This is a genomic window from Corynebacterium faecium (assembly GCF_027257105.1).
Classification (GTDB): Bacteria; Actinomycetota; Actinomycetes; order Mycobacteriales; family Mycobacteriaceae; genus Corynebacterium; species Corynebacterium lehmanniae.
Genome location: NZ_JAPYJX010000002.1, coordinates 171,551 through 197,476, shown reverse-complemented (window position 1 = coordinate 197,476; position 25,926 = coordinate 171,551). Strand labels below are relative to the sequence as shown.

Here is a 25,926-nt window from a genome sequence, read left to right as displayed (position 1 = left end):
GGTTTGCCATGGATTCGACCATGATCCTCAGCGCCCGCTTCGGCCTTTTGGCCTTGCTCTGGGTGTTCATTTTCCTGGTGATGTGGACGCAGAGGAAGGATGTGGTGTCGGCGGGTGGCGCGGTGCGTCGTCAAGCAAGTGCCTCCGCCCCCGCCCCCAGGGAGAAAGCGCGCACCCTTGCGGTAGTTGAGGGGCCGCTGAAAGGCTCCCACATGGAAATTGCCAGCTTAGAAGACTTGACTGTCGGCAGAGCGGGAGACAACGATTTCCAGCTGGGCGACGACTTCGCCTCCTCGCGCCACGCGCGCCTGTTCCGCAGGGGCAGCGACTGGTTCGTGGAGGACCTGGATTCGCGCAACGGCACCTTCGTCAACGGGGTGCGCATTGATCAGCCTGAGCGGGTGACCGTGGGCACGGACATGAAGATGGGACGCACGATTGTGAGGCTGATGCCGTGAAGCTCGCATTAGATTTCGTGGCCGTGTCCGACCGGGGCCTGGTCCGCGGCAACAACGAGGACTCCGCCTACGCAGGCCCGCACCTGCTGGTGCTTGCGGACGGCATGGGCGGCCACGCCGCCGGCGAGGTGGCCAGCCAGCTCATGGTCGAGCACCTCGAGCACCTGGACCGCGACCCCGAGGACGCGGACATGCTCGCCCTTCTGGGCGCGGCGGCCGAGGACGGCAACGCCTCCATCGAGGCCTCCGTGGCCGAGCACCCCGAGCAAGCCGGCATGGGCACCACCCTCACCGCGGCGATGTTCAACGGCCGCGAGCTCGGCCTGATCCACGTGGGCGACTCCAGGGGCTATCTGCTTCGCGACGGCGAGCTCCGCCAGCTCACCGTCGACGACACCTTTGTCCAGTCGCTGGTCAACGACGGCAAACTCGCCCCCGAGGACGTCTCCTCGCACCCGCAGAAGTCCCTGATCTTGAAGGCGTACACCGGCCGGGCCGTGGAGCCGCACCTGGAGCTGATCCAGGTCAAGCCGGGCGACCGCGTGCTGCTGTGCTCCGACGGGTTGAGCGACCCGGTGACCCAGCAGACCATCCAACTCGCGCTCGGCGACGGCACCCCGGAGATGGCGGCGAACCGCCTGATCGAGCTTGCGCTGCGCTCCGGCGGGCCGGACAACGTCACCGTGGTGGTGGCGGAGGTCGTGGAGGCCGCCGAGGGCGATGCGGCCCGCGAGAACCGCGCCGTGGTCAGGGCCGGCGCGCTGGATCCGGGCTACGAGTCCTCCCACCCGGACTCCGCCGCCTCGCGCGCCGCAGCGCTGCTTCGCAAGTCCGAGACCATCACCCCGGACCACAACCGGGCCAAGCTCCAAGACGCGGATGCTTCCGACGACGAGGAGGGCCACACTAGCGCCGGCGAGAAGAAGCAGCCGTCGTCGGTGTGGCCTTGGGTCGTCGCAACGCTGGTGCTTCTGCTAGTGCTCGCGGTGGCGGGCGTGATGTGGTCGCAGTCCCGCGCCACCGACGAGTACGCGCTGAAGGTGCAGGACTCCGGCGAGTTTGTGGTGCAGCACACCACCCGCGACAACCCGTTCGCGGACGCGGAAACCGAGGACATCCAGCGCGCCTGCCTGAACACCAAGGGCGATCTGCGCGTGATTTCCAAGGACTCCAAGCCGGGCGATTGCAGCATCTTCACTACCGAAGACCTGCCGAAGGACAAGCGCGAGGTCGCGGACGTCACCGGCTCCTACGACGACGTATTAGCCAAGCTGAATGAGTTGGCGGACCAGGCGCTACCGGCCTGCACGGACAAGAAGAGCGCCGACGAGGGCAAGTGCCGGGAGGTGCGATGAGCCGCCTAGTATCCCGCAGCCGCGAGCTGCTCCTCCTGCTGTTCACCACTGGCCTGCTTGCACTCATGCTCTTCGGCTTAGAGACGAGCCAAGGGCGCGCCCTGTCCACAGAGATGCTCTACATCATCGGCGGGTTCATGGGCGTCTACGCCATCGCGCACGTGGCCATCGCTTTCTTGGCGCCGCACGCGGACCAGGTGATGCTGCCCGTAGTCGCGCTACTCAACGCCGTGGGCCTGGTGGTGATCTACCGCCTCGACCTGGCAGAACGCCCCGGCTACGGGCCGCTGGCGGAACGCCAGATGCTGTGGTCCTTGGTCGGTGTGGGCCTGATGGTGCTCACGCTCATTATCATCCGCGACCACAAGTCCCTGTCGCGCTACTCCTACCTGCTGGGCCTGGTGGGCCTGATCCTTTTGGCGCTGCCACTGGTGTGGCCGCAGCCCCCGGGGTACGAGGAAGCGCGCATCTGGCTGTGGCTCGGCCCGTTTTCCATCCAGCCGGGCGAGTTTTCCAAGATTCTGCTGTTGATCTTCTTCGCCCAGCTGCTGGCGCAGAAGCGCGCCCTGTTCACCGTGGCGGGTCGGCGCTTTTTGGGCATGACGTTCCCACGTCTTCGCGACCTCGCGCCGATCCTCATGGTGTGGGCCATCGCCATTTTGATCATGGGCATCTCCAACGACTTCGGCCCGGCGCTGCTGCTGTTCGCCACCGTGCTGGGGATGGTCTACTTCGCCACCGGCCGCGCATCCTGGCTGTTCATCGGCGTCGGCCTGGTGGCCGTCGGCGGCTACGCCGTGTACCAGGTCAGCTCCAAGATCCAGGAGCGCGTATCCAACTTCATCGACCCGTTCGCGGACTTCGACGGCATTGGCAACCAGCCCGCCAACGCGCTGATCGGCCTGAGCTGGGGCGGCATCACTGGCACCGGCCTGGGCTACGGCCACCCGGAGCTGGTGCCCGTGGCGCACTCCGACTACATCCTCGCCGCCCTCGGCGAAGAGCTGGGGTTTGTGGGCATCGCCGCGGTGCTGTGCCTGTTCGCGGTGTTTATCACCCGCGGGTTCCGCACCGCCATGCAGGCGCGCGACTCCTACGGCAAACTGCTCGCCTCCGGGTTGGCGCTGACCATTGCCATCCAGATCTTCGTGGTCGCCGGCGGCGTGTCCGCCATGCTGCCCATGACGGGCCTGACCACGCCGTTCATGTCCGCCGGCGGCTCGTCCGTGATGGCCAACTACATCCTGCTCGGCCTGCTGCTGCGCATCTCCAACAGCGCGAATCGCCCCGCGGACTACGACGCTGTCGCCGCGGGCACCGCGCGCCCTGAGGTGGTGGGCGCACGATGAACAAGTCCATCCGCTACGGCGCTGTGGTCGCGCTGCTGATGATCGCGGCGCTTTTGGTCAACTTCACCGTGGTGCAGGGCCTGCGTGAAGACGAGTACGCGCAGAACCAGCACAACTCGCGCATCCTCATGGACCTCAAGCGCACCAACCGCGGCGACATCGTCGCGGGCGAGACCGTGTTGGCCCAGAGCCACCGCAACGAAGAGACCGGCTTCTACCAGCGCGCCTACCCCAACATGCCGTGGTCGTTCGCGCCGATCGTGGGGTTTGTCTCCGACCAGTTCGGCACCTCCCAGCTGGAGGCCACCCACAACGGCGACCTCACCGGCGACTCCGGCACCGCCTCGCGCTTCCTGCGCACCGGGCTCGAAGACGGCAAGAAGGGCGACACCGTCGACCTGACGCTGGACCCGAACCTGCAGGCCTTCTCGTACGACCAGCTGGCCAAGCCGGGTTTTGATGGTGCGGTGGTGGCCGTGAGGCCGTCGACAGGCGAGGTGCTCTCCATGGCCTCGACCCCCAGCTACGACCCGAACGGCATCGCGGACCCGGCCACTGCCGAGGACGCCTGGGCCGAGGCCACCGGCAACCCCGCGAACCCGCTGCTGAACCACGCGGCGCAGGAGCAGCTGCCGCCGGGCTCGATCTTCAAGATCATCACCACCGCCGCGGGCCTGCGAAACGGCTTTACGCCGGAGTCGCCGCTGACCGGCGAGGCACAGACGATCCTGCCGGGCACGGACAACATCCCGCTGACCAACTACGGCGGCCAGGCCTGCGCCGGCGGCGGGCAGGTGCCGCTGCGCACCGCGTTCGCCCTGTCCTGTAACACCGCGTTCGTGCAGATGGGGCTCGCGGTGGGCCCCGACGCGCTGCGCGACGCCGCCGCCCGCTTCGGCGTGGGCGAACGCTACAACCTGGGCCTGCCGAATGCGGCCGGCTCGCTAGGCGAGCTGCCCGGCGGCGCCGAGGTGGCCCAGTCCGCCATCGGCCAGCGCGACGTGACCATGACCGCGCTGCAGGCCGCGATGATGTCTGCGACCATCGCCAACAAGGGCAAGCGCATGGAACCGCACGTCGTGCGGCAGGTGCGCAACGCCGACGGCAAGGTGGTGCACGAAACCGAGCCGGTGGAACTCAACGAGGCCGTAACAGAACAAGAAGCCGCGACGATCACGGACTTGATGTTCGCGTCCGAGCGGTGGACTTGGGGCTACGACGGCAACGGCTTCGCCTCCAAGACCGGCACGGCCGAGCACGCCGAAGGCGCCGCCCCGCACGTGTGGTACGTCGCCTTCGACCCGGCCAAGGACGTCGCCGTTGCCGTGGTGGTGAAAAACGGCGGCAACCTCGGCGAGGCCGCTACCGGCGGCCAAGTCGCCGGACCGATCGGACGCGCCGTGCTGCGCGCAGCACCCGCCGCCCCCGCACCCGTGGAAGGAGCACAGTAGATGAACACCGAAAACCGCGAGGACCTGCAACAGCTCGTCGGCGACGGCTACCAGCTGCAGTGGATCATCGGCCACGGCGGCATGTCCACCGTGTGGCTGGCAGACGACTTGGCCAACGAGCGCGAGGTGGCCATCAAGGTGCTGCGCCCCGAGTTCAGCTCCAACGCGGAGTTCCTCGCCCGCTTCCGCAACGAGGCTTTGAGCGCCCAGGGCATCAACTCCGACAACGTGGTGGCCACCTACGACTACCGCGAGGCAGACACCGACGCGGGCTTCACCGTCTGCTACATCATCATGGAGTACATCCGCGGCGAGTCGCTCGCGGACCTCATCGCCCGCGAGGGCCAGCTGGATGAGGCACTGGCTCTCGACGTGCTGGAGCAGGCCGCCCACGGCCTCGCCGTGATCCACCGCATGGGGCTAGTGCACCGCGACATCAAGCCGGGCAACCTCATGCTCACCCAGCATGGGCAGGTGAAAATCACGGACTTCGGCATCGCCAAGGCCGCCGCGGCCGTGCCCCTGACCCGCACCGGCATGGTGGTGGGCACCGCACAGTACGTCTCCCCCGAGCAGGCCCAGGGCATGAAGGTCACCGCGGCTTCCGACGTCTACTCGCTCGGCGTGGTGGGCTACGAGCTGCTCTCCGGCAAGCGCCCGTTCACCGGCGACTCCTCGGTGTCCGTGGCGCTCGCACACGTCTCCGCCGAGCCGCCCGCGCTACCCATTTCTGTCTCCGCCCCGGCGCGCGAGCTCATCGAGATCGCCCTGCGCAAGGACCCCGGCCAGCGCTTCCGCGACGGCAACGAGTTCCAGCTGGCCGTCTCCCAGGTCCGCCAGGGCCTGCGTCCCGCCCAGCCCGGCGGCCACACCCAGGTCGTGGCCACCGAGCCGTCCGCGACCGCGTCCACCCAGATGCTGGCCAGCGTCGCCGAGGAGCGCACTTCCCGCCCCGAGGGCGCCTACCCGCCGTCCGCCGCAAGGGCCGTTGCTTCTCGACGTCCTCCGGCTCCCCCCGCCCCGTCCCGCGCCGCGACACCAGCGCCGCGCGAACGCGAACCGGAAAAGAAGTCGTCTGCGGCAGGGCCGGTGATCTCCACGATCTTGCTGCTCGCGCTTTTGGCTGGCGGCGCCGCCTGGGCGTACACCGAGGGCGTGTTCGACCGCTTCACCGGCGGCGGCACCCCCACCACCCCGCGGCCCACCATGAGCGCGACCACCCCGACGCCGGAGGAAGAGGCAGACACGGAGGATCCGGTCACCGAGACCACCACCGAGCGCGAGCGCACCACCATCACGGAGCCGCGCAACCCGGGCACCCTGCGCTTCGAGGAGTCCGAGGCCGACAACGCCCCCGCCCCGGCGGAGCCGTCCGCCGAGCCTTCCGCCCCGTCCGCCGATACTTCCGCACCGGCGCATTCGTCGGCGGCGGCTCCGACGCCTTCGGGTGGGGCGCTGGACGGTGGGACGTCGATAGGCAATCAGCCCGAGGACACGAACGCGCCGGCCCCTGAGATAGAATTGCCCAACCTTGATAGCTTGCTTGGAGGTGGCAGGTAAATGCTGATCGCGGACCGGTACGAACTCGGCGACATCATCGGCACCGGCGGCATGTCGGACGTGTATGCCGCCACCGACGTGTCCCTTGGGCGCGAAGTCGCCGTTAAGATGTTGAAAATCGACATGGCGCGCGACGAAAACTTCCGCGAACGCTTCCGCCGCGAAGCGCAAAACTCCGCGCGCCTGAACCACCCCAACATCGTCTCGGTCTACGACACCGGCTCCGTGGAAACCTCCGGCGTGGACGTGCCCTACATCGTCATGGAGCTCGTCCACGGCATGAACCTGCGCGATATCGTGCGCAACGAAGGGCCGCTGAGCCCCGAGAGCGCCGCGAAACTGCTGCTGCCGGTCACCCGGGCACTGCAGGCCAGCCACGACGCAGGCATCATCCACCGCGACATCAAACCCGCCAACATCATGGTCACCAACACCGGTGCCGTGAAAGTCATGGACTTCGGCATCGCGCGTGCGCTGGATGATTCCACCTCCGCGATGACGCAAACGTCCGCCGTCATCGGCACCGCGCAGTACCTCTCCCCCGAGCAGGCCCGCGGCAAGGCCGCCGACGCGCGCAGCGACATCTACGCGCTCGGCTGCGTGATGTACGAAGCCGTCACTGGTGTCCCGCCTTTCGAGGGCGAATCCCCCTTCGCCGTGGCCTACCAGCACGTCCAGGAAGACCCGGTGCCGCCGTCCGAGCGCATCAACGCGCCGCTGTCGGACAACGAGGCCGTCAACGTCGACTCCGTCATCCTCACCGCGATGGCGAAACACCCCGCCGACCGGTACCAGACCGCCGACGAAATGGGCGCTGACCTCGCGCTTTTGGAGCGCGGCAACGTCACCACCGCCGCTCGCAACCACCTCGCCGCCGCGGAGGAGGACGCAGGCTCCCACGCCATCGACGCGCAGTACCCGCCGTCGCAGGACCACACGGTCGTGGTTGGGGATGTGGTGCGCGAACCTGTGGTGCGTCGAGAAGCATCTGCCGCTTCCTCCGGGCACACGCGCTACGCCGACCACCGCGCCGCCAACGAAAAAACCTCCTCCAACTGGCTGAAGTGGCTCTCCGCGCTGCTGGGCCTGTTGCTCGCCGCCGCGGTGTGCTGGTTCGTCTACGACTACTTCTCCGTGAACAAGGACAACAACGACCCGGCCATCACCCAAGAGGAAATGGTCCCCGTGCCCGAACTCGCGGACACGCCGCGCAACGACGCCGTCCGCGAACTCGAACACCTCGGCTTTTCCGTCTCCGTCATGGAAGAACCCAGCCCCGACATCAAACGCGGCAACGTGATCTCCACCAACCCCGCCGCCGGCTCCGAGCTCAAGCGCGGCACCCAGATCACCCTGACCGTCTCCTCCGGCAAGGAGATGACCGACGTGCCGGACGTGACCAACCTGACCGCCGAAGAAGCCATCGAAGAGCTGAAGAAGGCCGGGCTGGAGCTCAACCCCAACGTGCGCCGCGAATCCAGCGCCAACATCGACGAAGGCATCATCCTGTCCCAGCAGCCCGCCGGCGGCACCCAGATTGCCAAGGGCTCGCGCATCGCCATCACCGTCTCCTCCGGACCGGAGATGGTGCAGGTGCCGTCCCTGGTTGGGCTGAACGTCGAGCAGGCCACCGCGACCCTGTCCTCCCTGCAGCTGCGCTCCACCGTCACCCGCGTGGACTCGCCGAAGCCCGAAGGCCAAGTGCTCGCCGTCGCCGGTGAAAACACCGACGTGGAATCCGGCACCACCATCGAGCTGCGCGTGTCCAACGGCATGCTCATGAACATGCCGGAGATCACCCGCCAAAGCCCGGAGGAAGCCGAAAAGGCGCTCCGCGACGCCGGCTGGAACGGCCGCCTCGTGGCGGGACCGACGGTGCCCACCGGCGCGCTTGTGGACGACGGCCTGATCGGCCACCAGGAAGTCGCCGTCGGCGAAACCATCCGCAAGGACCAAGCCATCGGCTACAACCTGTGGAAGTTCGACGCTGGCAAACTCATCCCGCAGAATAACGCGGCCGCGCCGCAGGCTGATACAGTTCAACCCCAGAACGCGAACAACGCGCTGCGGAATGTGCAGCGCGGGCTCGGGCTTTAGGCGTCGATAAGCACGACGCATTGGCCCGCACACACCAAGGGAGCGCACATGCCTAAAGCAAAAGTAACCAAAGACCCCATCCGCCCAGCTAGCAGCACCTCCGCCGGCACCACGCGCACGCCGGTGAAGGTCAACACCGGCGGCACCCCGATCTGGTACAAGGTGATCATGTTCGGGCTGATGATCTTCGGCCTGGCCTGGCTGATCCTCTACTACCTCGCCGGCGACCAGCTTGCGTGGCTCGGGCAGCTCGGGCCGTGGAACTACGCCATCGGGTTTTCTGGGATGATCCTTGGTCTGCTGATGACGATGGGTTGGCGGTAGTTCTTCTTCGGGGGTTTTGAGTTGGGGGTTGTGTGAAATCGGATTGTGGCAAATATTTGCCGCAATCCGATTTTTGCTTTGGCGGGGGTTCGAGGCTGAACGCATTCCTATAGGGACCTGAGGAGCCGATTTATGCGACACATGACTGTATTTAAATAGCGCGATAGATCGCGCCGGGGTTTTACCCACAAATAACAGTATTAATACTGGTGAGCTGGCTTTCGCGACATGTCAATTACTTTAGTTTGACCCCGGATTGGGTAGATTGTTCAACAATATTATGACTCTTCCTTGGCAAGTGACTAGGTATTATATGAGAGCTCCTCGCTGAGAGGTTGAGAAGCCCGTCCCCTGAAGAATCCACAACTGTTTCCCCGAAAGGAACGCCAATGCGCGCATTCCGCATCGCTGGTGCCGCCAAGGCCGCGATCGCAGCCGTCGCCGCTGTCGCAATCGCAGGCTCCGGTATCACCGCCACCGCCCAGACCTTCGAAGAGTCCTACCCGGAGACCCCGGCAACCAACTCCGCGCTGCCGATCATCCACACCTACCGCGGCTCGGACCACCTGAAGGCGAACATCCTCAACCCGCGCCCGGTGTGCAACTCCACCGAGGACTACCGCACCATCGTGTACAAGGTGAAGGACAACTTCCTGCCGGTGGGCACCATCTCCACCACCAACCTGTCCGACAGCTCCATCCCGCTGTCCCAGGACCTGTCCCGCACCCAGACCATCTCTGCCTCCGTCAACGGCTCCAAGACCGAGACCCTGACGCTCGGCGGCTCCGGCTCGAAGGACGGCCTGCAGGGCAACATCGGCTACTCCCTGGCCAAGTCCCTGGGCTGGGACGTATCCGGCTCCCTGTCCTGGTCCGTCGGCCAGAAGATCGGCCCGTACGACGTGCCGGCCGGCAACACCGGCGAAGCAACCTACGGCTTCCGCACCATCACCATGACCGGCACCCAGCAGCGCTGCCGCCCGAACGGCACCTGGGCAACCCCGACCGCGTGGATCGCCAACATGCCGATCAAGAACGAGGTCCGCGTCAAGAACTACTCCACCCCGGCCGGCTCCTGGGCGCCGAACAAGGGCGCACAGGTCACAGACACCGTGGAGAACCCCAACCCGGCGTACAACGAGGACGTCAAGAAGATCGAGACGGGCGCAAACCTTGACGACGTCACCGTGGTCGACAACGACGAAGCCACCGACGTGACCAACAACGACATCGCGAACGAAGGCGCAGAGGTCATCACCGAGGTCGAGGAAAAGGCTGCTGACGAGGTCAACGAAGTCGTCGATAAGCAGGCAGATGCCCAGCGCGACCTGGACCTCCAGCCGTACTTCACCACCTCCTCCTGGAAGGTGCCGGGCGCCGCTGGCTCCGTCGCACTGCGCGTGAAGAACACCGGCGCGAAGCGCTACTGGGGCGAATTCCCGGCCCTGACCTTCCGCGTCGAGGTCGGCACCGAGGCAGGCCCGGAGGGCGTTGACCGCCTGATCACCACCACCCAGTACAACGGCACCCACATCCGCGACCTGGGCTACGACTTCGACCGCGGCATCCGCACCTTCGAGGTCACCCTGTCCAACCCGATCCTCGCCGGCGACGAGATGCTGCTGGGCGCATTCTCCTTCGGCGACGGCAAGACCAAGGAAGGCCGCCTGTACAACTACATGAAGGTCACCCAGACCGGCCGTCTGTCCGAGGACACCTCGTTCTACAACGACCAGGACGTGGACTCCCGCGACGTGACCGTCTCCGACTTCGGCAAGAAGATCCGCGGCGTGTTCTAAAACACTGCTGAATAGCGCGAAAGCCCGTTGAGTCTGTTGCGGACTCAACGGGCTCTTTGTGTTTGCAGGTTACTTCTCCTGCTCAGCGCGCTTCTTGGCGAAGGACTCGCGGACCTTCTTTTCCAGGTCGGCGTCGACCTTGCCCCAATACTCGTAGACGCGCTCCTCGACGTCCTTGTGCTTAATCGCCATCATCTTGTTGGTGATGTTGTGGACGAAACGCTCCTTCGCCGCGTCGTCGAAGACGTCGCGGTAGAGCGTGCCAGCCTGGCCGAAATCGTCGTCCTCGGCGTGCTTGACATACGCCTCGCGCACCAGGTCAGTGCCCTCCGGATCCGGATTGACGTAGAGGTTCTCCGCCTGGCCGTAGTCGGTGAAGTTGGAGGAGGAATCCTCGTTGTTGTCCAGGTAGCCGGCGCCCTTCTCGGTGCGGTTGGGCACGTAGTTCGGCTCGTTCTCCTCGTTGAAGAAGTAGGCCATGTTGCCGCGCTCGGAGTAGGTGTTCACGTCGTTGAGCGGGCGGTTGACCGGCAGATCCTTGTAGTTCGCGCCGATGCGGTGGCGCTGCTGGTCCGAGTACGCGAACACGCGGGCCTGCAGCATGCGGTCCGGCGACAGGCCCACGCCCGGCACCAGGTTCGCCGGGTCGAGCGCGAGCTGCTCAATCTGCGCGTGGTAGTTCTTCGGGTTGCGGTTGAGCACGAAGTAGCCCACCGGGATCAGCGGGTAATCCTTCTGCGACCACGTCTTGGTCAGGTCGAACGGGTTGAAGCGGTAATCCTTCGCCTCCTCGAACGGCATGATCTGCACCTTGACGTCCCAAATCGGGTAGTCGCCGTCCGCGATGGCGTTGAACAGGTCCGCGCGCTGGAAGTCCGGGTCGGTGCCGGCCTTCTCGGTGGCCTCCTCGTCGGTGAAGCACTCCCAGCCCTGGCGGGTCTTGAAGTGGTACTTCACCCACACCGGAGTGCCCTCCTCGTTGATCCACTGGAAAGTGTGGGAGCCGAAACCGTCCTGGTGGCGCGACGTCTTCGGGGTGCCACGGTCGCCCATCAGGTAGGTCACCTGGTGCGCGGACTCCGGCGTGCGCGTCCAGAAATCCCACTGCATCTCATCATCGCGCAGGCCCGAGTTGGGCTGGCGCTTCTGGGAGTGGATGAAGTCCGGGAACTTAATGCCATCGCGCAGGAAGAACGTCGGGGTGTTGTTGCCCACGATGTCGTAGTTGCCGTCCTCCGTGTAAAAACGCAGCGCGAAACCGTGCACATCGCGCCAGGTGTCCGGGGAACCAGCCTCGCCCGCCACGGTGGAAAAACGCGCCGCCATCGGGGTGACGGTGCCCGGCTGGAACAGCTTCGCCTTCGTGTACTTGGACACGTCCTCCGTGATGTGCAGCTCGCCGAAGGCACCGTGGCCCTTCGCGTGCGGGATGCGCTCCGGCACGTTCTCCCTGTTGAAGTGGGCGAGCTTCTCCATCATGTGGACGTCGTTAAGCACATTCGCTCCCTGACGCCCCTGAGTGACCGAAATGTGCTCCGAGGCGACCGGCTGCCCGCCCAACTCGGTGGTGCGGCCCTTGCCTGCGGGGCGCTCGCCCCTAGAGACGATCTCGTCCGCCTTGCTCTGATCAGCCATTGCTCACTCCTTGGATCTTTGCTGATGGTTCGCTTCCCACAGTAGAGATTTCCGCGGGCGCGCGAGTTTCCAGGATCTATCCACACCTACCGCTCCCCAAGAAGTGACTCCACCCTGCGCAATTCGTCGTAAACGTCCCGCTGGTCATAGGTGAAGCCACCGGACCAAGCCAGCTCTTTCAACGCATCATCAGTTGGCTCCTCCATTCCCAAGGATTCCGCCAACTGTGCACGCAAGCTGTGCCGACGCTCTCGCAGCTCTGCGTTGGTAAAGCGGCGTACCTGAAGCTTCATCAGACTCACCTTCCTTTCACTCACTCGACCCTAGCCAACGGCTCAGACACCAACTCGCCGTTGTTCGAACAATATCTATCCACACCTGTGGATAACTCTGTGCACAACTCCACAGGACAGTGGAATGTGCTGGTTTGCTTTCGAAAACGCCTGGTTCCATCGGCGTATCATTTTCGCTGTTCGACGTGTCGTTCGAGGAGTTACACGGGTGTAGTTATCCACACTGTGGACAACCGCTGTGGATAACTTGAAAGGTCCGGTTAAAGGTCAAAAAGTGTGTCTGGAATCGGCGATTTCTGGGGCTTGACCTCGGTGATCCAGGAAAATATATGGTTCGGGAATTTCCGCTTTCCTTTCGGGCTGTAAATTCTCGGTTGCGGTATCACCCCGCGACTAGGCACGGCGAGATGCTTTGGCGATCTGTGAATCTCGAACCATCGCTAATCGGGGCCGGGAACAGGCGTTCATCTCCGACGAGCTGCTATTACCTCACCGGCGGAAGGTTTCCAAGTTGAGCTCCCCCACGACACGCCGAGCCAGACACACTTTTTGTCGTTTAACCCTCGTTTAACCCCCTTTTTGACCCTTAACCCAAAAGAAAACCCTAGCCAGCATTTCGCTAGCTAGGGTTCTTCTATCGTCCGGGAGGGAGGCTGCGCGCCCACGATCCTCCGCGGCTCTGTGCTAGGAAGTGTATCATGACAAACCCTGGCGGATCTAGCCCTTCCCTGGTCGCGAGGCGGATCGAGAGCGCGCTGACTCCGCCGAGGTTGGGTTCCTATTTCCCACCCCTGGTGACAGTAGAACCGAACGAAACCCAAACCGAGGCGGCTGTCCGGCTATACCAATGGAACGCGGAAATCGCCGCAGCAATGTGGCCCGTCATGCACGTTTTCGAGGTGGTGGTGCGAAACGCAGTTTCGGATGTGATCACAGCGGTGCACGGGCCTAGCTGGACCCACCAGCACGCTTTTTGGAACAAGCTGCCCAACCCGCGAGGTGTTTACAGTCCCCGCAAAGACCTAATCAAGCAGGCCTCACAACACCCCACCCCAGGCAAGGTAATCCCGGAACTAAAAATGGCTTTCTGGGAAAGAATGTTCACTTCCCGACACGACAACGACTTCTGGAGCCAGCATTTGCAGGAAGGGTTTCCCTACATCGCTGCACACACACCAACAAGGCCGAAATCAACTTAGGGCAATGTATGAAAGTGTCAGAAGAGTCCGGAACCGCCTTGGTCATCATGAGTCAGTTTCCGATCCAACGAGATTCGATCTTCCTAAGATCCATCAAAACATGATGTACGTCATCGGTTGGCGAGATCCAGTAGTCCTTTCTTGGGTGGACAGTTTCCAGGAGGTCGATGCCACGCTAGAGCGCCGCCCCTAGTACACGGGAATTGTGGACGGGATCGTCAGCGCCCAGACGGCCACGCACGCCGCCACGGCCGCGACCCCCGCCGTGATCCAGCGCGTGCGCACGTTGCTCGAGGTCAGCGGCCACGCCATCACCGCGCCAGCCGCCAGGCCGCCGAGGTGCCCCCACAGCGACACACTCGGGCTGAGCAGCGTGTACGCCACGTTCACCGCCACCAGGGCGAGGGGTGCGCGCAGGTCGGTGGAACGTCGAAAAGCAATGGCGATCAGCAGCGCCATCAGCATGTAGAGGGCGCCGGAAGCGCCGGCCGTGGGCGTCGTAAAGCTAAATGCAAGCACACTTGCCGACGCCCAAAGGACCCCCGCGACCCACGCCACCACAAACGGACCAGAGCCAAGGAAACGCTCCACCTCCGCACCCACCAAGACCAGCATGAACATGTTCAGGAACAGATGCGTGATGTCCAAGTGCATGAAACCGGCGGTGAGCGCGCGGAGGTAGCCCGTGCCGTAAACCTCCGGGCCGTAGAGGATCGTGTGGCTGCCCACCTGCGAATCCCACACCACGTCCGTGAGCGAACGGGCCTGGAGCGCGGCGACGAGGAAGACGAGCGTGCAGATCGCCGTAATCGCCGTGGTGGCGGGGGCGGTGCGGGGCAGGTTGCGGAGAGTGGGCATGGGATCAGGGTACGAAAAAGCCCCCGCACGGTGGCGGGGGCGCGGCGCGGGTGGCTTACGCGATGTCGATGGACTCGATCACGACGTCCTCGACCGGGCGGTCCATGCGACCGGTCTTCACATTCGCGATCTCGTCGACGACCTTCTTCGACGCCTCGTCGGTGACCTCGCCGAAGATGGTGTGGCGGTTGTTCAGCCACGGGGTCGCGTCGACGGTGATGAAGAACTGGGAACCGTTCGTGCCCGGGCCGGCGTTAGCCATGGCCAGCAGGTACGGGCGGTCGAACTGCAGCTCCGGGTGGAACTCGTCGGCGAACTGGAAACCCGGGCCGCCGGTGCCGGTGCCGGTCGGGTCGCCGCCCTGGATCATGAACCCCGGGATGATGCGGTGGAAAATCGCGCCGTCGTAGAACGGGCCCTCGGTGGTGCCCTTGGCGTTCTTGGCGGAGTAATCGGTGGTGCCCTGCGCCAGGCCGGTAATCGTCTCGACCGTCTTCGGCGCGTGGTTGCCGAACAGGTCGATCACGATGTCGCCGTGATTGGTGTGCAAAGTCATGGTCTGAGTCTTCTGAGTCATGCGCTCTAGGGTACGCGGGTTCGGGCGGGCGGGGTGCGGGCGGGTGCGGGGTTGGGCTCACGGCCCTAAAGGTCGAGTCCGGGAGGTCGAGTACGCCCGGTTTCGGTGCCGTACTCGACCTCCGCCGCTCGACTTTCGGCGGCGTATAGCGCCCCTACCTCCGCCAGTGTTCCCCGTGCACCGGTCTGAACACCGTGGCCGGTACTTTCGGCTCGCCGAGGAGACCGGAGCGGGCCTTCAGCTCCAGGATCTCCCGGACGCAGGCCTCCTCGTCACGGAGAATCTCCGACGGCTCGAAGCGGGCGACCTCGTAGATCTGCTTCCGTAACCAGTTTTCACGCAGGAGCTGGTCCCGCGACACCTTCTTCGCCAACTCCTCGTCTTTCTTCGCCGTCTTGACCAGCCCGTCGATCTCGATCGCCACCTGCCCCCACAGCAGGTCCGGGCGCACGTAACGGCCAATCCACATCTGCTCGCGGACGACGATGTTCCGCTCGCGCAGGATCACGCGCAGGAGGGACTCGTATGGCGATTCGGACTTGGTGGACGACCAGCGCAGCGCCTGCCGTGCCCGCCCGATCCCCTTCTTGCCTGCCAGACGCTTGATCGTCGCGTGGAGTTCAGCCTGGATGCGTTCCTGCTCCAGCGGTGGCTTGCCCACAAACAGGGAATCCATCGCGACGACTCCTGCCCTCACCCCGTGCAGGCGCGCGACGTCGACGGCTGTGCGGACGGGGCTGGTTAACCGGAGGACGTCGCCAGGCGTCGCGCACTCGATGGCCACCACATCCTCTTCGGGGATGCGCAAGCTGCGGTACTCGACCCCTTCCGGCCAGCTTGTCCTGGCGGGCGGTTTTTGTCCTGGGATGGCCAGCAGGACGGGCGCGTTTCGAGCGGGCAGCGTCCACAGGCCGTGCACGACTGCGGCGGAGCGCCCCACCAGCACCGCTTTCCGGCTCGCGGCGCCGACGGCATAGCTGCTGAGAAACTCCCGCTCGTGGTGCTTCAGCCGCGACCATTCTGCCTGGGCGATGAATTTGTTCGCGGATAACTTGATGCACGTTTGACGGTCCGCCTGCCCCGGCCTGACCAGCAGCTGCGCTAGCTTTCTCCTGTCCATATTTCCCCCCGATGTTTGTTTGTTTCGCTCAGAGTACATGGCTACTGGCGGAAACGAAAGAGCCCCGCCAAAAGTCGAGCGGCGGAGGTCGAGTCCGGCCCAAATAGAGGGCGTACTCGACCTCCCGTACTCGACTTTCGCGGGGCAAAGGCAGGGCGGGGCCGGGGGCTAACGCTTTTCGACGTCAGCTCCGCCCCGCCAGCCGGACCTAGAGCCCTTCGACGACCTCGTCGCGCGCGGCGACCAGGTTGCGCAGGGAGGGTTCGACCTCCTTGTAGCCGCGGGTCTTCAGGCCGCAGTCCGGGTTGACCCAGAGGCGCTCGGTGGGCACGTGGTTCAGAGCGGCGCGCAGCAGGCCGGCGATCTCCTCGGCCGAAGGCACGCGCGGGGAGTGGATGTCCCACACGCCGGGGCCGATCTCGGAGTGGAAGGTCTCGTCGATGTCCTCGAGCAGCTCCATCTTGGAACGGGCTGCCTCGATGGAGGTGACGTCAGCGTCGAGGCCTGCGACGGCGTCGATGATCTGGCCGAATTCGGAGTAGCACAGGTGCGTGTGGATCTGCGTCGAAGGCTGCGCCTCCAGGGAGACCAGGCGGAACGCGCGCTGGGCCCACTCCAGGTAGGCGGCGCGGTCGTCCTGGCGCAGCGGGAGCAGCTCGCGCAGGGCCGGCTCGTCGATCTGGATGACCTTGATGCCGGCCTTCTCCAGGTCGGCGACCTCGTCGGCGAGGGCGACGCCGATCTGGTCGGCGGAGACCGAAAGCGGCACGTCGTCGCGCTTAAACGACCAGGCCAGGATGGTCACCGGGCCGGTGAGCATGCCCTTGACCGGCTTGTCGGAAAGCGACTGGGCGTAGGCCGACCACTCCACAGACATGGCCTCCGGGCGGGAGACGTCGCCGACCACGATCGGCGGACGGGTGCAGCGGGAGCCGTACGACTGGACCCAGCCGTTTTCGGTGACCACGAAGCCGTCGAGAAGCTCGGCGAAGTACTGCACCATGTCGTTGCGCTCCGCCTCGCCGTGGACGAGGACGTCCAGGCCGATCTCCTCCTGCAGGTCGATGACGTGCTTGATCTCGGCCTTCAGCGCCTCGGTGTACTCGGCGTCGGAGAGGTTGCCCTCGCGGTGGTCGGCGCGGGCCTTGCGGATTTCGGTGGTCTGCGGGAAGGAGCCGATTGTGGTGATCGGCAGCGTCGGCAGGCCGAGCTCCTCGCGCTGGACCTTGTTGCGCTCCGCGAACGCCGGCTCGCGCTTGACGGCGCCCTCCGGCAGGGCGGCCACGCGGTCCACGACGGCGGAGTTGTGGATGGTGGTGGACTCGGCGCGGGTGCGCACGGCGCGGTCGGACTGCGCGAACGCCTCCTTGGCGCCCTCCTCACCTGCGACAAGCGCCTGGATCTCGGCGAGCTTCTCGTCGGCGAACGCCAGCCACGGGGCGACCTCGACCGGGATGTTGCGCTCGGCCTTCAGGGTGTGCGGCACGTGCTGCAGGGAGGTGGAGGTGGACACGGACACGGCGTCGGCGCCGCGGCCGAGGGAGTTGAGCACGTCGGTGCGCTCGCGCAGGTTGGCGGTCCAGACGTTGCGGCCGTCGATGAGTCCTGCCACCAGGTGGGTGGAGTCCGGCACGGTGGCGCGCACGCGCTCCGGGTAGCCGGCGTCGGCCTCCAGCGTCCACGGGGACAGGTCCACGTGCAGCGCCTCCACGCCCAGCTCGCCCAGGACCGGCAGGGCCTCGCGGGCGGAGCCGTACGGGGTGGTCAGGTACACGTTCGGGCGGGTCTCGCGGCCCAGCAAAGCAGACCAAGCGGAACGCAGGTGCTGCGCGATCTCGGCGTCCGGGGTGGACAGGTCGGCCACCACGGCGGGCTCGGCGATCTGGACCCACTCCACGCCGGCTTCCTTCAGCGCGGCGAAGACCTCGGCGTACGCCTCCACCAACGACGGCAGCAGCGACCACTCCGCCGGCTTCGACAGCGCGATCAGCGTGACCGGGCCGACCAAAAACGGGCGGACCTTGTGGCCGGCCTCGGCGGCCTCCTCCACAATGCGCAGGATGCGCTCCGGCACCGCCTTGATCTCCTGGCCAGCCTCGATCTCCGGCACGAGGTAGTGGTAGTTGGTGTCAAACCACTTGGTCATCTCCAGCGGCACGCGGGTGTCGTTGCCGCGGGCGAGCGCGAACTCCTCGTCTAGGTCAACGCCGCCCGGCACGAGGCCCACGGTCAGGGCGGTGTCGAGCACTTGGTCGTAGAGCGCGACGTCCGCCGGGATGGCGTAATCCTCGGTCAGGCCGAGGTCGCGCAGGTGGTTGTAGTTGTTCACGCGCAGGGCGCGTGCGGTGGAGCGGAACGTCTCAGCGTCGATGCGGCCCGCCCAGTAGCTCTCCAGCGCGCGCTTGAGCTCGCGGTTCGCGCCGATGCGGGGGTAGCCCTCGATGGTGGCCTTGGGGAAGGTGGTCATTGTTGTCCTTTATCTATTCCGATGCGGTCCAGAAAGTCCCGCGTGACGTCCAGGTTGTTGTGCGTGTACACGTGGAGCCCGCCCGCGCCGGCATCCAGAATCTCGCGCGCCAGGTTGGCGGTGAGCTGCATGCCGGCTTCGTACTCGTCGTCTGCTTCGAGCAATTGCTTCTCGACGCCTGCCGGCACCTCCAGCCCCGACAACTCCCCCATGCGTCGGACCCTTTTGAGCGAGGTCATGGGCATGATGCCGGGGATGAGCGGGATGCGCACACCCGCCAGCCGCGCCACCTCGACGAACTCCAGGAAGTCCTGGGCCTCGAAGAACAGCTGGGTGATAGCGAAATCCGCGCCCAGGCGCTGCTTGGCTAGCAGCACGTCCAGGTCGTGGTCGAAGTTGCGCGACTCCTGGTGGCCCTTGGGGTAGCAGGCCACCGAAAGCGCGAGCTTGCCGGCGGCGAGGCGGAACGCCTCTTCCTCCTGCACGTCCTGGATCAGGTTGAGCAGATCCGTGGCGTACTGGAGGTGGTCCGCTGGCAGGCCGTCTTCCGGCAGGTCCCCGCGCAGGGCGAGGAACCCGCGGACGCCGGCGTCGATAAGCACCCGCACCCACTCCGCCATTTCATCGCGCGTGCCCGCGGTGCAGGCGAGGTGCGCGATGGTGCGCAGGTCAGTGGTCTCCGCGATGCGGGAGATCACGGCGGCGGTGCCCTCCAGCCACTCGCTGCGGCGCGAGCTGGTCACGGAGACGTAGTCCGGCTTGTACTCGGCCAGGCCCGCGATGAGCCGGTCGATCTTCTCCGCGTCGTCCGTGGGGCGAGGCGGGATGATCTCGAAGCTTAAGGCGGTGCGCTGGCGTTTCGGGCGGGGGCGGCGGATCAGCTGCGCGCCCTCGCGGTCCAGCGGTGCCGAGGCGGAAAGCCTGGTCGAAGGAGAGGCTTCGAACATGGCAGGACCTTTCTCGGCTGGGTTGATGGGTTTCGTTGCACCGTGGTTAAACGGTGCCTTGAAACTTATTGACGCCACGTAACCGCCACAATGCGTTGCCGGTTTTGCGCAATGTTTGCGCTGGGCACGCGGTTTTTCTGCTTGAATGTTAATCGCGTAAAATGAACCAAGCTGTTCACTTTTGCGTAACGCTTGGTACGCGTGTGGGTGGCGCGGCGGCGGAAAACGGCGAGCCCCGCGGATTTCGCTACCCTGGGCCGCGTAACCACCCGAAACTCACAAACGCAACACAAGGAGCAACCCATGAACCTCAAGAACATCGGCTTCGCCGCCGCTTTTGCCAACCAGGCGTGGAAGTACCTGCGCGACCAGAACGACAAGCGCGAGCGCGACATCTACCAGTCCCTGCTGGACAACCTGAAGGACGGCAAGCTGGACGATATCCACGACAAGTTCGACATCGACGAGCTGGAGGAGCTGTACGGCGCCGCCCGCGCGCAGGCCGGGGAGATCACCCGCGACGCGCACGACCGTCTGGACCGCCGCCGCAAGCAGTTCGCGGACGCCGCCCCGAGCCGCAAGGAGCGCCAGGAGTTCCTGGAGAAGCACGCGAAGAACGCAAAGAAAAAGAAGAAGAAGGGCGGCGTTGGCAAGGTCATCGGCACCACCCTGGCCACCGCGGCGCTCGCGGGTGGCGCGTGGGCTGCCTGGGAGTTCTTCCTCAAGGACAAGCTCGCGGGCTCCGACGAGCCGGCGAAGACGTACCGCCCGGCGCCGACCCGCACGGAGACGGATACGCGCGGCTCCTCCACCATCGTGTACTCGACGCGTACGGAGGACGACCGGGATCGCACCCGTCGTGAGGAGGGCGTCGAGGGCGGCGTGTTCCCGAATGAGCCGGGCGAGGAGCAGCTGCTTACCGACGCCACCAGCTCCCAGGACCTCGGCGGGGAGGGCCTGACCACCCTGGACACCCTGGCGGACGACCAGCGCAAGGCCACCAACCCCCAGCGCTCTGCGGAGGACAAGAACGCCGGCCGCCACGAGCTGCGCGAGGACTAAATCACGCCGTGGTGCGCCAGCCCGCCATGAGGTGGCGCACCAGGCGGTCGCGCACGTCCGGGAGGATGTCGGCGAGCGGGGCGGCGAGCGGCCGCGTCGCCACGACAAGCTCGGTTGCCAGCTGCATGGGCGACTCGCCCGGGGCGACGATGCCGTGGGGGGCGGCGGCGTCGATAAGCAATTGCACTTTGCTCATAAACGCGTCGCGCCGCGCGCCCAGCCCGCCGTCGGAGCTGTCGGCGGCCAGGGCCGTGGCGAGGATGCCCACGCCCGATTCCACGAGCGCCCACACGAAGGATTCGAAGTGCTCGACGGGGTTGTCCTCGAAGCCGTCGAGGGCGTCGTCGAGGAGTGTTTCGATGCGTTCGAGGAAGACGATCGCGCATGCGTCGTAGAGCGCGGCGCGGGTGGGAAAGTGACGGTAGAGGGTAGCGATGCCCACGCCGGCGTCCGCCGCGATGCCTTCGAGGGTGATCTCGGAGTTCGGGCGGGTACCGATCTGGGCCAGCGCAGCGGTGACAATCTGGTCGCGTTTCGCGCGGGCGTCTGCGCGCATTATTGACCAGCCCCCTTTTTGGGTTTGACAGTGACTATTTTGGCGAGCACCATAGCACGAGTTAAATGATAGTCCACCCTACGGTTAAGGGACCGCATGACCCCCATACTCAGCACGCACAACCTCGTGCTCCGCAAGGGCGACACCCCGGAAAACTTCGACATCGGCCGGGGGTTGACCCTGCTGAACACGCGGCGAGAATCCCATTCGACCCTGCTCAGCCTCGCGCTGGCAGGGCGCTACAACCCGCACTCCGGCACGATCCTCCTCGACGGGGAGGAGACCAAGACGCGCCAGCGCTTCAAGCAGGTCGCGCTCGCAGGCGTGACCGAGATTGACAAGCTGGACCGCCTCGTGCGCATCCGCGACGTGGTGCGGGAGCAGATCGCGTGGTCGCAGAGCTTCTTCGCTATCACCCCGCACAAGGCCGAAGCGATCAAGTCCCACGACAGCGTGGAAAAGTGGCTGGAGCCGCTGCAGCTGGAAGACCTCGACATGATGGCGCACGTCGGCGACATCGGCCCGACGGACCGGTTCCGCCTGCGCGTGCTGCTGGCGCTGATCTCGCGCCCGAACGCGAAGCTGCTGATCGTGGACGATGTGGACCAGGTGCGCAAGATGGACATCCGCCGCAAGCTGCTGGATGATCTGCGCGGTGTCGCGGTACACCTGCCCGTCATGGTGAACACAGTGAATGAGGAGGGGCTATGAGCGGCCTGCACATTGGATCCGACTTTCGCAAGTTCGCGCACGGCACGCTTCCGCCGCTTGCCATCACGGCGATTTGCCTGCTGCCGCTGCTGTTCGGCGGCCTGTTCCCCTGGGCGTACTGGGACCCACTGGGCAACCTGTACAAGCTGCCCGTCGCGTTGGTGAACTCGGACGAGGGCGAGAACGGCCAGCAGGTTGTGGACGAGCTGCTGGAGCAGCACCCCTTGGACTTCCAGGTGGTCAGCGCCGAGGAAGCCAAGGAGGGCATCGCCAGCGGCAAGTACTACCTGGGCTTGGAGATCCCCACGGACTTCTCCAAGGCTGTGACCAGCGTGAAGGAGGACGACCCGCACTCAGCGAAGATCAACATCACGCTGAACGAGACCAACGGCTTCATCCCCACCATGCTGGGCGAGAAGGCCGCGGAGGCGATCGGTTCCGCCGTGTCCAATTCCGTGGGCGGCAAGGTGGTTGAGCAGCTGTTTGTGGGCATCAACACGCTCTCGGACGGCGTGCATAAGGCTGCCGACGGCGCCGAGCAGTTGAACGAGGGCGCGAACTCGGCCCACGACGGCTCGGAGAAGCTCAACGAGGGCGGCACGAAGCTCAACGACGGCATCCAGCAGCTCAACGACAAGGTGCAGCAGATGCCGGACGCGGTGAACAAGCTCGACGGCGGCGTGGCGCGCCTGCAGGACGGCGCGATCCAGCTCAACGACGGCATCACCACCGCCTCGGGCGGCGCCGATAGGCTCTCCAACGGCCTGAATCAGCTGCAGGCGGGTACGCAGCAGCTTGGCGACGGCGCCACGCAGATCGCCGGCGGCGTGGACAAGATCGCCGGCTTCGCGGGCAAGATCAACGAACTGCAGGCCGCGTTGGACGACATCAACGCGAACCTGAACAACGTGATCGCGGACCTGGACCGCTCCCCCATCCCGGGCAGCAAGGAGCTGGCGGACCAGGCGCGCGGCGTGCAGCTGCAGATCAACGCCGGCCCGCTCCAGGCGGTTACCGAGAACAACCTGGTGGGTCAGCTGATGCAGCTGCAGGCCGGCGCGCACGAGCTGGCGAACCAGCTGTCGGACCCGAACGCGAAGTACCGCGGCGGCGTGGACACCGCCGTCGAGGGCGCGAAGACGCTGGCCGACGGCCTGAAGCGCCTGCAGGAGGGCTCCGGCACCCTGGTCGCCGGCGTGACCACGCTGAAGGACGGCACGGGCAAGCTGGTCGTGGCGGCGAACACCGCCACGGACGCCACCTCGCGCCTGGCCGCCGGCTCGAACCAGCTGGTGGTGGGCCTGGGCGACCTCAACGACGGCCTGGTCAAGCTTTCCGACGGCACCGGCGAGCTCTCCATGAGCCTGTCCGACGGCGCCAAGCAGGCCCCTAGCTGGGAGGGCGAGCGCCTGGACAAGGCCATTGACGCAGCCTCGGACCCGGTGCACACCGAGAACGTCGGCGACGGCGTGACCTTCTTCGGCAAGGGCTTAAGCCCGTTCTTCCTGTCGCTGTCGCTGTGGTTCGGCGTGCTGATTATGTACATGATCATGCCGCCGTTTAGCCGCCGCGCGATCGATTCGGGCACTAACCCGCTGCGTGTGCTGCTGTACACGATGATCCCGTCGTTCATCATCGGCTTTGCCCAGTCCGTCGCCCTGTGGGTGATGCAGACGTTCATCCTGGACGTCGAGCCGGTGCACCCGCTGGCTCTGTTCGGGGTGCTAGTGCTGGTGTCTTGGGTGTTCGTCACCGCGATCATGGCGCTGAACACCGCGCTCGGCCCCGCGCCCGGGCGTCTGGCCACGATGGCGCTGATGTCGCTGCAGCTGGTGGCGTCGAACGGCTTGTACCCGCCGGAGGTGCAGCCCGAGTTCATCCAGTGGGTGCACAGCTGGGACCCGATGCGCTACTCGGTGGATTTGGTGCGCTACGCGCTGTTTGGCACCCCGTCGTACGACCCGCGCATGTGGACCGCCGTGACCGTGCTGCTGTTCGTCGGCGCGATGTCTGTGGCCATCTCGTGCGCGGCACTGTACGTCCGCCGCATCTGGCGGATGAAGGATCTCCACCCCGAGCTGACGGTTTAGCCCTACGATGGGCGGGGCACAATATTTCCCGATAGATCGAAGGACCCCACCCATGTTTTTCAAGAAATCCAACAAGGACAAGATCAACCTGCGTCTGCCGTCTGCGGCGCTGCGCATCCCCACCGGCGCGTACATCCTCGATGCCGGCCTGGGCAAGTTCAAGGTGGACAAGGAGGGCGCGGAGGGCCTGCGCGACATGGCTACCGACGGCATCCCGCAGCTCGGCCAGATCGACGCCGAAACGTTCGCCACCGGCCTCGCCTCCGCCGAGACCGCCCTGGGTGCGGCGCTTTTGTGCCCGCTGATCCCGAACCGCCTCGCCGGCCTGGGCCTGACCGCGTTTGGCGCGGGCCTGCTCACCATGTACTTCGGCGGCGACCAGTACACCCAGGAGGACGGCATCCGCCCGTCCGACGCTGGCAAGGCCATTGCGAAGGACTCCTGGCTCGTGGGCGTCGGCCTGGCGCTGGCCGCCCTGCCGCGTAAGTAGCCGTGAAGCGCGCCCTCGCCCTCACGCTCACCGCCGCGCTGCTCCCGGCGACGGTGGCCGCGCCGAAGGCGGAGGCGGTGAGGCTGCGTTGCCACCCCGTGCACGTCATTCAGGCGGCTGGCACGGGGTTTTCGCATTCTTGGGATCCGTCCGCGCGCGAGACGCTTTTCGACGACGCGTCCTCCCCCGCCGACGACCTCCAACGCCGCTTCGGCGCCCGCACCGTGTCCACCTACACCGTGAAGTACCCTGCCTCGTTGGGCAGGTTCAGCGCGCTGGGCAGCGCCGGCAACGGCCTGGAGGGCACGGAGGCCGCCACCTACGGCGAGTCCGTGCGCTACGGCCGCGACGTGGCCACCCTGGAGATGGAGACGATGGCCCGGCACTGCCCCGGCACCCGCTTCATCCTCATCGGCTACTCCCAGGGCGCGCACCTGATCGGCGACGCCGCCGCGGAGGCCGCCGCCGGGCGCGTGCGCGGAGTGGGTGCGGACGACATCGCCGCGGTGCTGCTGTTCGCCGACCCCGCCCGCGCCCCCGTGCGCGATCCCGCCGAGCCCGCGCGCCACTCGCGTCTCTACGCACCCGCGCCTCAGGGCCTGCGGGGCGCCAACTTTGAGACAGTGCAGACCGGCGGCACCACCCTCGACCCCACCCGCGTCGGCCTGGCCGGCACCCGCCGCGCCAGTTTCAACGGACTCGAGGGCATGCTCTCCCTGTGCAACGGCGCCGACATGGCGTGCGCGACGGACCCGGACTCCGTGCTGCGCGCAGTCGCGGACGTGGCCGGCCGCGACGTGTTGGTCGGCCCGTTCAACGCCTTCACCGGCATGCGCGTAGCGCGCTTCCAGCAGCTGCGGGCCGCGGGCATGCCCCCGCGCGAGGCGGTCAAGGAGTCGGGGCTTTCGCTTCTCGACGCCACCGTGGCCCCCCCAAATCCTCTACGAACTCCACCTGATCCTCTCCGCCGCCAGCCGCCACGCGGATACCGCGAGCCCCACGCCTGTGGAGCAGCAGGCCGCCATCGCGCTGGCTGCCGCGGCGCCGGAGCTAGCGAAGGAGGGCGTGACCTGGACGTGGATGCTGCAGGGGCTCAACGGCCTGCGCGGCGCATTGGGCGACTCGCCTGCCGCGGCCTGGTTCGACGTGGTGCTCGAGGTGTTCCGCGCCGCCCAGGCCGTGGAGCAGATGTACTGGTGGTTGGAGCGCTTCGGCGTGGTGCCCCGAACGCCCACGGGTACGGAGGGGAGGCAGGTGGTGGTGCGGGAGCTCGTCGCAAAGCTGAGTGCTCAGGCTATCGACGCCGCGGGGCTGCGCGCCGCCTACGACCACCCCGCCAACGCAAACCTGGTGGAATCCGCGAAGTTGGCGGGCGACTTCGGACCGCGGCACATGTCGTACTACAAGCTGGGCTACACCGACATCCCCGGCGGGTACGCGGTGGAGGGGCGCACCGGCTACGACTACGCAATGGACTGGTTGGGCCAGGTCGTCAAGGGGATTGCCGGGAAGTAGGCAAGAGAAAAGC

At 66.0% G+C, this 25,926-nt stretch carries 22 protein-coding genes and 1 pseudogene; 15 read left to right on the top strand and 8 right to left on the bottom strand.

Annotated elements, in window-relative coordinates; all coding sequences use genetic code 11:
* The first annotated feature begins 8 nt into the window (after nucleotides 1–8).
* From O5O53_RS02900 to O5O53_RS02865, 8 genes are all read left to right on the top strand, one after another.
* Entirely contained in the window at nucleotides 9–458 is a 450-nt protein-coding gene (locus O5O53_RS02900) for an FHA domain-containing protein FhaB/FipA (protein WP_269508872.1), read from the top strand.
* A complete protein-coding gene (locus tag O5O53_RS02895; protein WP_269508870.1) occupies nucleotides 455–1,813 on the top strand; it encodes a PP2C family protein-serine/threonine phosphatase in 1,359 nt (452 codons plus the stop codon). Before O5O53_RS02900 ends, O5O53_RS02895 begins: the two co-directional genes overlap by 4 nt.
* Nucleotides 1,810–3,162 (top strand): FtsW/RodA/SpoVE family cell cycle protein, encoded by a 1,353-nt coding sequence (locus O5O53_RS02890; protein WP_269508868.1) that lies wholly within the window; start codon nucleotides 1,810–1,812, stop codon nucleotides 3,160–3,162. The genes O5O53_RS02895 and O5O53_RS02890 overlap by 4 nt, the downstream gene beginning before the upstream one ends.
* Nucleotides 3,159–4,613, top strand: coding sequence for a penicillin-binding transpeptidase domain-containing protein (locus O5O53_RS02885; protein WP_269508866.1), 1,455 nt, complete (start codon nucleotides 3,159–3,161; stop codon nucleotides 4,611–4,613). Before O5O53_RS02890 ends, O5O53_RS02885 begins: the two co-directional genes overlap by 4 nt.
* Nucleotides 4,614–6,173, top strand: coding sequence for a serine/threonine-protein kinase (locus O5O53_RS02880; protein WP_269508864.1), 1,560 nt, complete (start codon nucleotides 4,614–4,616; stop codon nucleotides 6,171–6,173). It abuts the gene before it with no gap.
* A complete protein-coding gene (gene pknB / locus O5O53_RS02875) occupies nucleotides 6,174–8,270 on the top strand; it encodes a Stk1 family PASTA domain-containing Ser/Thr kinase (RefSeq protein WP_269508862.1) in 2,097 nt (698 codons plus the stop codon).
* Between the two features lie 48 nt (nucleotides 8,271–8,318).
* Nucleotides 8,319–8,594, top strand: a complete 276-nt coding sequence (gene crgA / locus O5O53_RS02870) for a cell division protein CrgA (protein WP_269508860.1) — start codon at nucleotides 8,319–8,321, stop codon at nucleotides 8,592–8,594.
* Nucleotides 8,595–8,983: 389 nt separating this feature from the next.
* Nucleotides 8,984–10,393, top strand: a complete 1,410-nt coding sequence (locus O5O53_RS02865) for a hypothetical protein (protein ID WP_181889435.1) — start codon at nucleotides 8,984–8,986, stop codon at nucleotides 10,391–10,393.
* Nucleotides 10,394–10,462: 69 nt separating this feature from the next.
* Here the strand turns inward: O5O53_RS02865 and O5O53_RS02860 are convergent, their stop codons facing one another.
* Nucleotides 10,463–12,028 carry a catalase gene (locus tag O5O53_RS02860; protein WP_269508858.1) on the bottom strand — a complete coding sequence of 522 codons (1,566 nt, stop codon included), beginning with the start codon at nucleotides 12,026–12,028 and terminating at the stop codon, nucleotides 10,463–10,465.
* An 86-nt stretch (nucleotides 12,029–12,114) separates the two neighbouring features.
* The gene (locus O5O53_RS02855) at nucleotides 12,115–12,321 is read right to left on the bottom strand and encodes a hypothetical protein (protein WP_269508856.1); all 207 of its coding nucleotides are present in this window, start codon (nucleotides 12,319–12,321) and stop codon (nucleotides 12,115–12,117) included.
* Nucleotides 12,322–13,205: 884 nt separating this feature from the next.
* Between O5O53_RS02855 and O5O53_RS02850 the strand changes: the two genes are divergently transcribed.
* The gene (locus O5O53_RS02850; RefSeq protein WP_269508854.1) at nucleotides 13,206–13,520 is read left to right on the top strand and encodes a hypothetical protein; all 315 of its coding nucleotides are present in this window, start codon (nucleotides 13,206–13,208) and stop codon (nucleotides 13,518–13,520) included.
* Between the two features lie 189 nt (nucleotides 13,521–13,709).
* On the opposite strand, the gene O5O53_RS02845 is transcribed toward O5O53_RS02850, so the two are convergent.
* The 5 genes from O5O53_RS02845 to O5O53_RS02825 all read right to left on the bottom strand — a co-directional run bounded on the left by O5O53_RS02845 (nucleotide 13,710) and on the right by O5O53_RS02825 (nucleotide 19,489).
* Nucleotides 13,710–14,378, bottom strand: coding sequence for a rhomboid family intramembrane serine protease (locus O5O53_RS02845; RefSeq protein ID WP_269508852.1), 669 nt, complete (start codon nucleotides 14,376–14,378; stop codon nucleotides 13,710–13,712).
* A gap of 55 nt (nucleotides 14,379–14,433) precedes the next feature.
* Nucleotides 14,434–14,955, bottom strand: coding sequence for a peptidylprolyl isomerase (locus O5O53_RS02840; protein ID WP_269508850.1), 522 nt, complete (start codon nucleotides 14,953–14,955; stop codon nucleotides 14,434–14,436).
* 154 nt (nucleotides 14,956–15,109) lie between these two features.
* Entirely contained in the window at nucleotides 15,110–16,075 is a 966-nt protein-coding gene (locus tag O5O53_RS02835; protein ID WP_269508848.1) for a DUF559 domain-containing protein, read from the bottom strand.
* A 208-nt stretch (nucleotides 16,076–16,283) separates the two neighbouring features.
* Nucleotides 16,284–18,542 (bottom strand): 5-methyltetrahydropteroyltriglutamate--homocysteine S-methyltransferase, encoded by a 2,259-nt coding sequence (gene metE / locus O5O53_RS02830; protein WP_269508846.1) that lies wholly within the window; start codon nucleotides 18,540–18,542, stop codon nucleotides 16,284–16,286.
* Nucleotides 18,539–19,489, bottom strand: coding sequence for a methylenetetrahydrofolate reductase (locus O5O53_RS02825; protein ID WP_269508844.1), 951 nt, complete (start codon nucleotides 19,487–19,489; stop codon nucleotides 18,539–18,541). The genes metE and O5O53_RS02825 overlap by 4 nt, the downstream gene beginning before the upstream one ends.
* Before the next feature lie 303 nt (nucleotides 19,490–19,792).
* On the opposite strand from O5O53_RS02825, the gene O5O53_RS02820 reads away from it, so the two are divergent.
* Nucleotides 19,793–20,551: a hypothetical protein gene (locus O5O53_RS02820; RefSeq protein ID WP_269508842.1), complete on the top strand. Its 759-nt coding sequence runs from the start codon at nucleotides 19,793–19,795 to the stop codon at nucleotides 20,549–20,551.
* A 1-nt stretch (nucleotide 20,552) separates the two neighbouring features.
* Here the strand turns inward: O5O53_RS02820 and O5O53_RS02815 are convergent, their stop codons facing one another.
* The gene (locus O5O53_RS02815) at nucleotides 20,553–21,107 is read right to left on the bottom strand and encodes a TetR/AcrR family transcriptional regulator (RefSeq protein ID WP_269508840.1); all 555 of its coding nucleotides are present in this window, start codon (nucleotides 21,105–21,107) and stop codon (nucleotides 20,553–20,555) included.
* Between the two features lie 96 nt (nucleotides 21,108–21,203).
* On the opposite strand from O5O53_RS02815, the gene O5O53_RS02810 reads away from it, so the two are divergent.
* The 5 genes and pseudogenes from O5O53_RS02810 to O5O53_RS02795 all read left to right on the top strand — a co-directional run bounded on the left by O5O53_RS02810 (nucleotide 21,204) and on the right by O5O53_RS02795 (nucleotide 25,913).
* Nucleotides 21,204–21,818, top strand: coding sequence for a hypothetical protein (locus O5O53_RS02810; protein WP_269508838.1), 615 nt, complete (start codon nucleotides 21,204–21,206; stop codon nucleotides 21,816–21,818).
* Nucleotides 21,815–23,908 carry a YhgE/Pip domain-containing protein gene (locus O5O53_RS02805; protein ID WP_239307554.1) on the top strand — a complete coding sequence of 698 codons (2,094 nt, stop codon included), beginning with the start codon at nucleotides 21,815–21,817 and terminating at the stop codon, nucleotides 23,906–23,908. Before O5O53_RS02810 ends, O5O53_RS02805 begins: the two co-directional genes overlap by 4 nt.
* Before the next feature lie 52 nt (nucleotides 23,909–23,960).
* Nucleotides 23,961–24,398 carry a hypothetical protein gene (locus O5O53_RS02800; RefSeq protein ID WP_269508836.1) on the top strand — a complete coding sequence of 146 codons (438 nt, stop codon included), beginning with the start codon at nucleotides 23,961–23,963 and terminating at the stop codon, nucleotides 24,396–24,398.
* 2 nt (nucleotides 24,399–24,400) lie between these two features.
* Nucleotides 24,401–25,132 (top strand): annotated as a pseudogene (locus tag O5O53_RS11670) (cutinase family protein); the annotation flags it as partial.
* Nucleotides 25,133–25,403: 271 nt separating this feature from the next.
* Nucleotides 25,404–25,913 (top strand): hypothetical protein, encoded by a 510-nt coding sequence (locus O5O53_RS02795; RefSeq protein WP_269508834.1) that lies wholly within the window; start codon nucleotides 25,404–25,406, stop codon nucleotides 25,911–25,913.
* Nucleotides 25,914–25,926 lie beyond the last annotated feature (13 nt).

Excerpts from the sequence above, each read along its gene's own strand:
- pknB (WP_269508862.1), top strand. The coding sequence starts at position 6,174 with ATGCTGATCGCGGACCGGTACGAACTCGGCGACATCATCGGCACCGGC.
- O5O53_RS02900 (WP_269508872.1), top strand. The coding sequence starts at position 9 with ATGGATTCGACCATGATCCTCAGCGCCCGCTTCGGCCTTTTGGCCTTG.
- O5O53_RS02835 (WP_269508848.1), bottom strand. The coding sequence starts at position 16,075 with ATGGACAGGAGAAAGCTAGCGCAGCTGCTGGTCAGGCCGGGGCAGGCG.
- O5O53_RS02840 (WP_269508850.1), bottom strand. The coding sequence starts at position 14,955 with ATGACTCAGAAGACTCAGACCATGACTTTGCACACCAATCACGGCGAC.
- O5O53_RS02860 (WP_269508858.1), bottom strand. The coding sequence starts at position 12,028 with ATGGCTGATCAGAGCAAGGCGGACGAGATCGTCTCTAGGGGCGAGCGC.
- O5O53_RS02825 (WP_269508844.1), bottom strand. The coding sequence starts at position 19,489 with ATGTTCGAAGCCTCTCCTTCGACCAGGCTTTCCGCCTCGGCACCGCTG.
- O5O53_RS02845 (WP_269508852.1), bottom strand. The coding sequence starts at position 14,378 with ATGCCCACTCTCCGCAACCTGCCCCGCACCGCCCCCGCCACCACGGCG.
- O5O53_RS02865 (WP_181889435.1), top strand. The coding sequence starts at position 8,984 with ATGCGCGCATTCCGCATCGCTGGTGCCGCCAAGGCCGCGATCGCAGCC.
- O5O53_RS02890 (WP_269508868.1), top strand. The coding sequence starts at position 1,810 with ATGAGCCGCCTAGTATCCCGCAGCCGCGAGCTGCTCCTCCTGCTGTTC.
- O5O53_RS02820 (WP_269508842.1), top strand. The coding sequence starts at position 19,793 with ATGAACCTCAAGAACATCGGCTTCGCCGCCGCTTTTGCCAACCAGGCG.
- O5O53_RS02880 (WP_269508864.1), top strand. The coding sequence starts at position 4,614 with ATGAACACCGAAAACCGCGAGGACCTGCAACAGCTCGTCGGCGACGGC.
- O5O53_RS02810 (WP_269508838.1), top strand. The coding sequence starts at position 21,204 with ATGACCCCCATACTCAGCACGCACAACCTCGTGCTCCGCAAGGGCGAC.
- O5O53_RS02885 (WP_269508866.1), top strand. The coding sequence starts at position 3,159 with ATGAACAAGTCCATCCGCTACGGCGCTGTGGTCGCGCTGCTGATGATC.
- O5O53_RS02805 (WP_239307554.1), top strand. The coding sequence starts at position 21,815 with ATGAGCGGCCTGCACATTGGATCCGACTTTCGCAAGTTCGCGCACGGC.
- O5O53_RS02850 (WP_269508854.1), top strand. The coding sequence starts at position 13,206 with ATGCACGTTTTCGAGGTGGTGGTGCGAAACGCAGTTTCGGATGTGATC.
- metE (WP_269508846.1), bottom strand. The coding sequence starts at position 18,542 with ATGACCACCTTCCCCAAGGCCACCATCGAGGGCTACCCCCGCATCGGC.
- O5O53_RS02855 (WP_269508856.1), bottom strand. The coding sequence starts at position 12,321 with ATGAAGCTTCAGGTACGCCGCTTTACCAACGCAGAGCTGCGAGAGCGT.
- crgA (WP_269508860.1), top strand. The coding sequence starts at position 8,319 with ATGCCTAAAGCAAAAGTAACCAAAGACCCCATCCGCCCAGCTAGCAGC.
- O5O53_RS02815 (WP_269508840.1), bottom strand. The coding sequence starts at position 21,107 with ATGCGCGCAGACGCCCGCGCGAAACGCGACCAGATTGTCACCGCTGCG.
- O5O53_RS02800 (WP_269508836.1), top strand. The coding sequence starts at position 23,961 with ATGTTTTTCAAGAAATCCAACAAGGACAAGATCAACCTGCGTCTGCCG.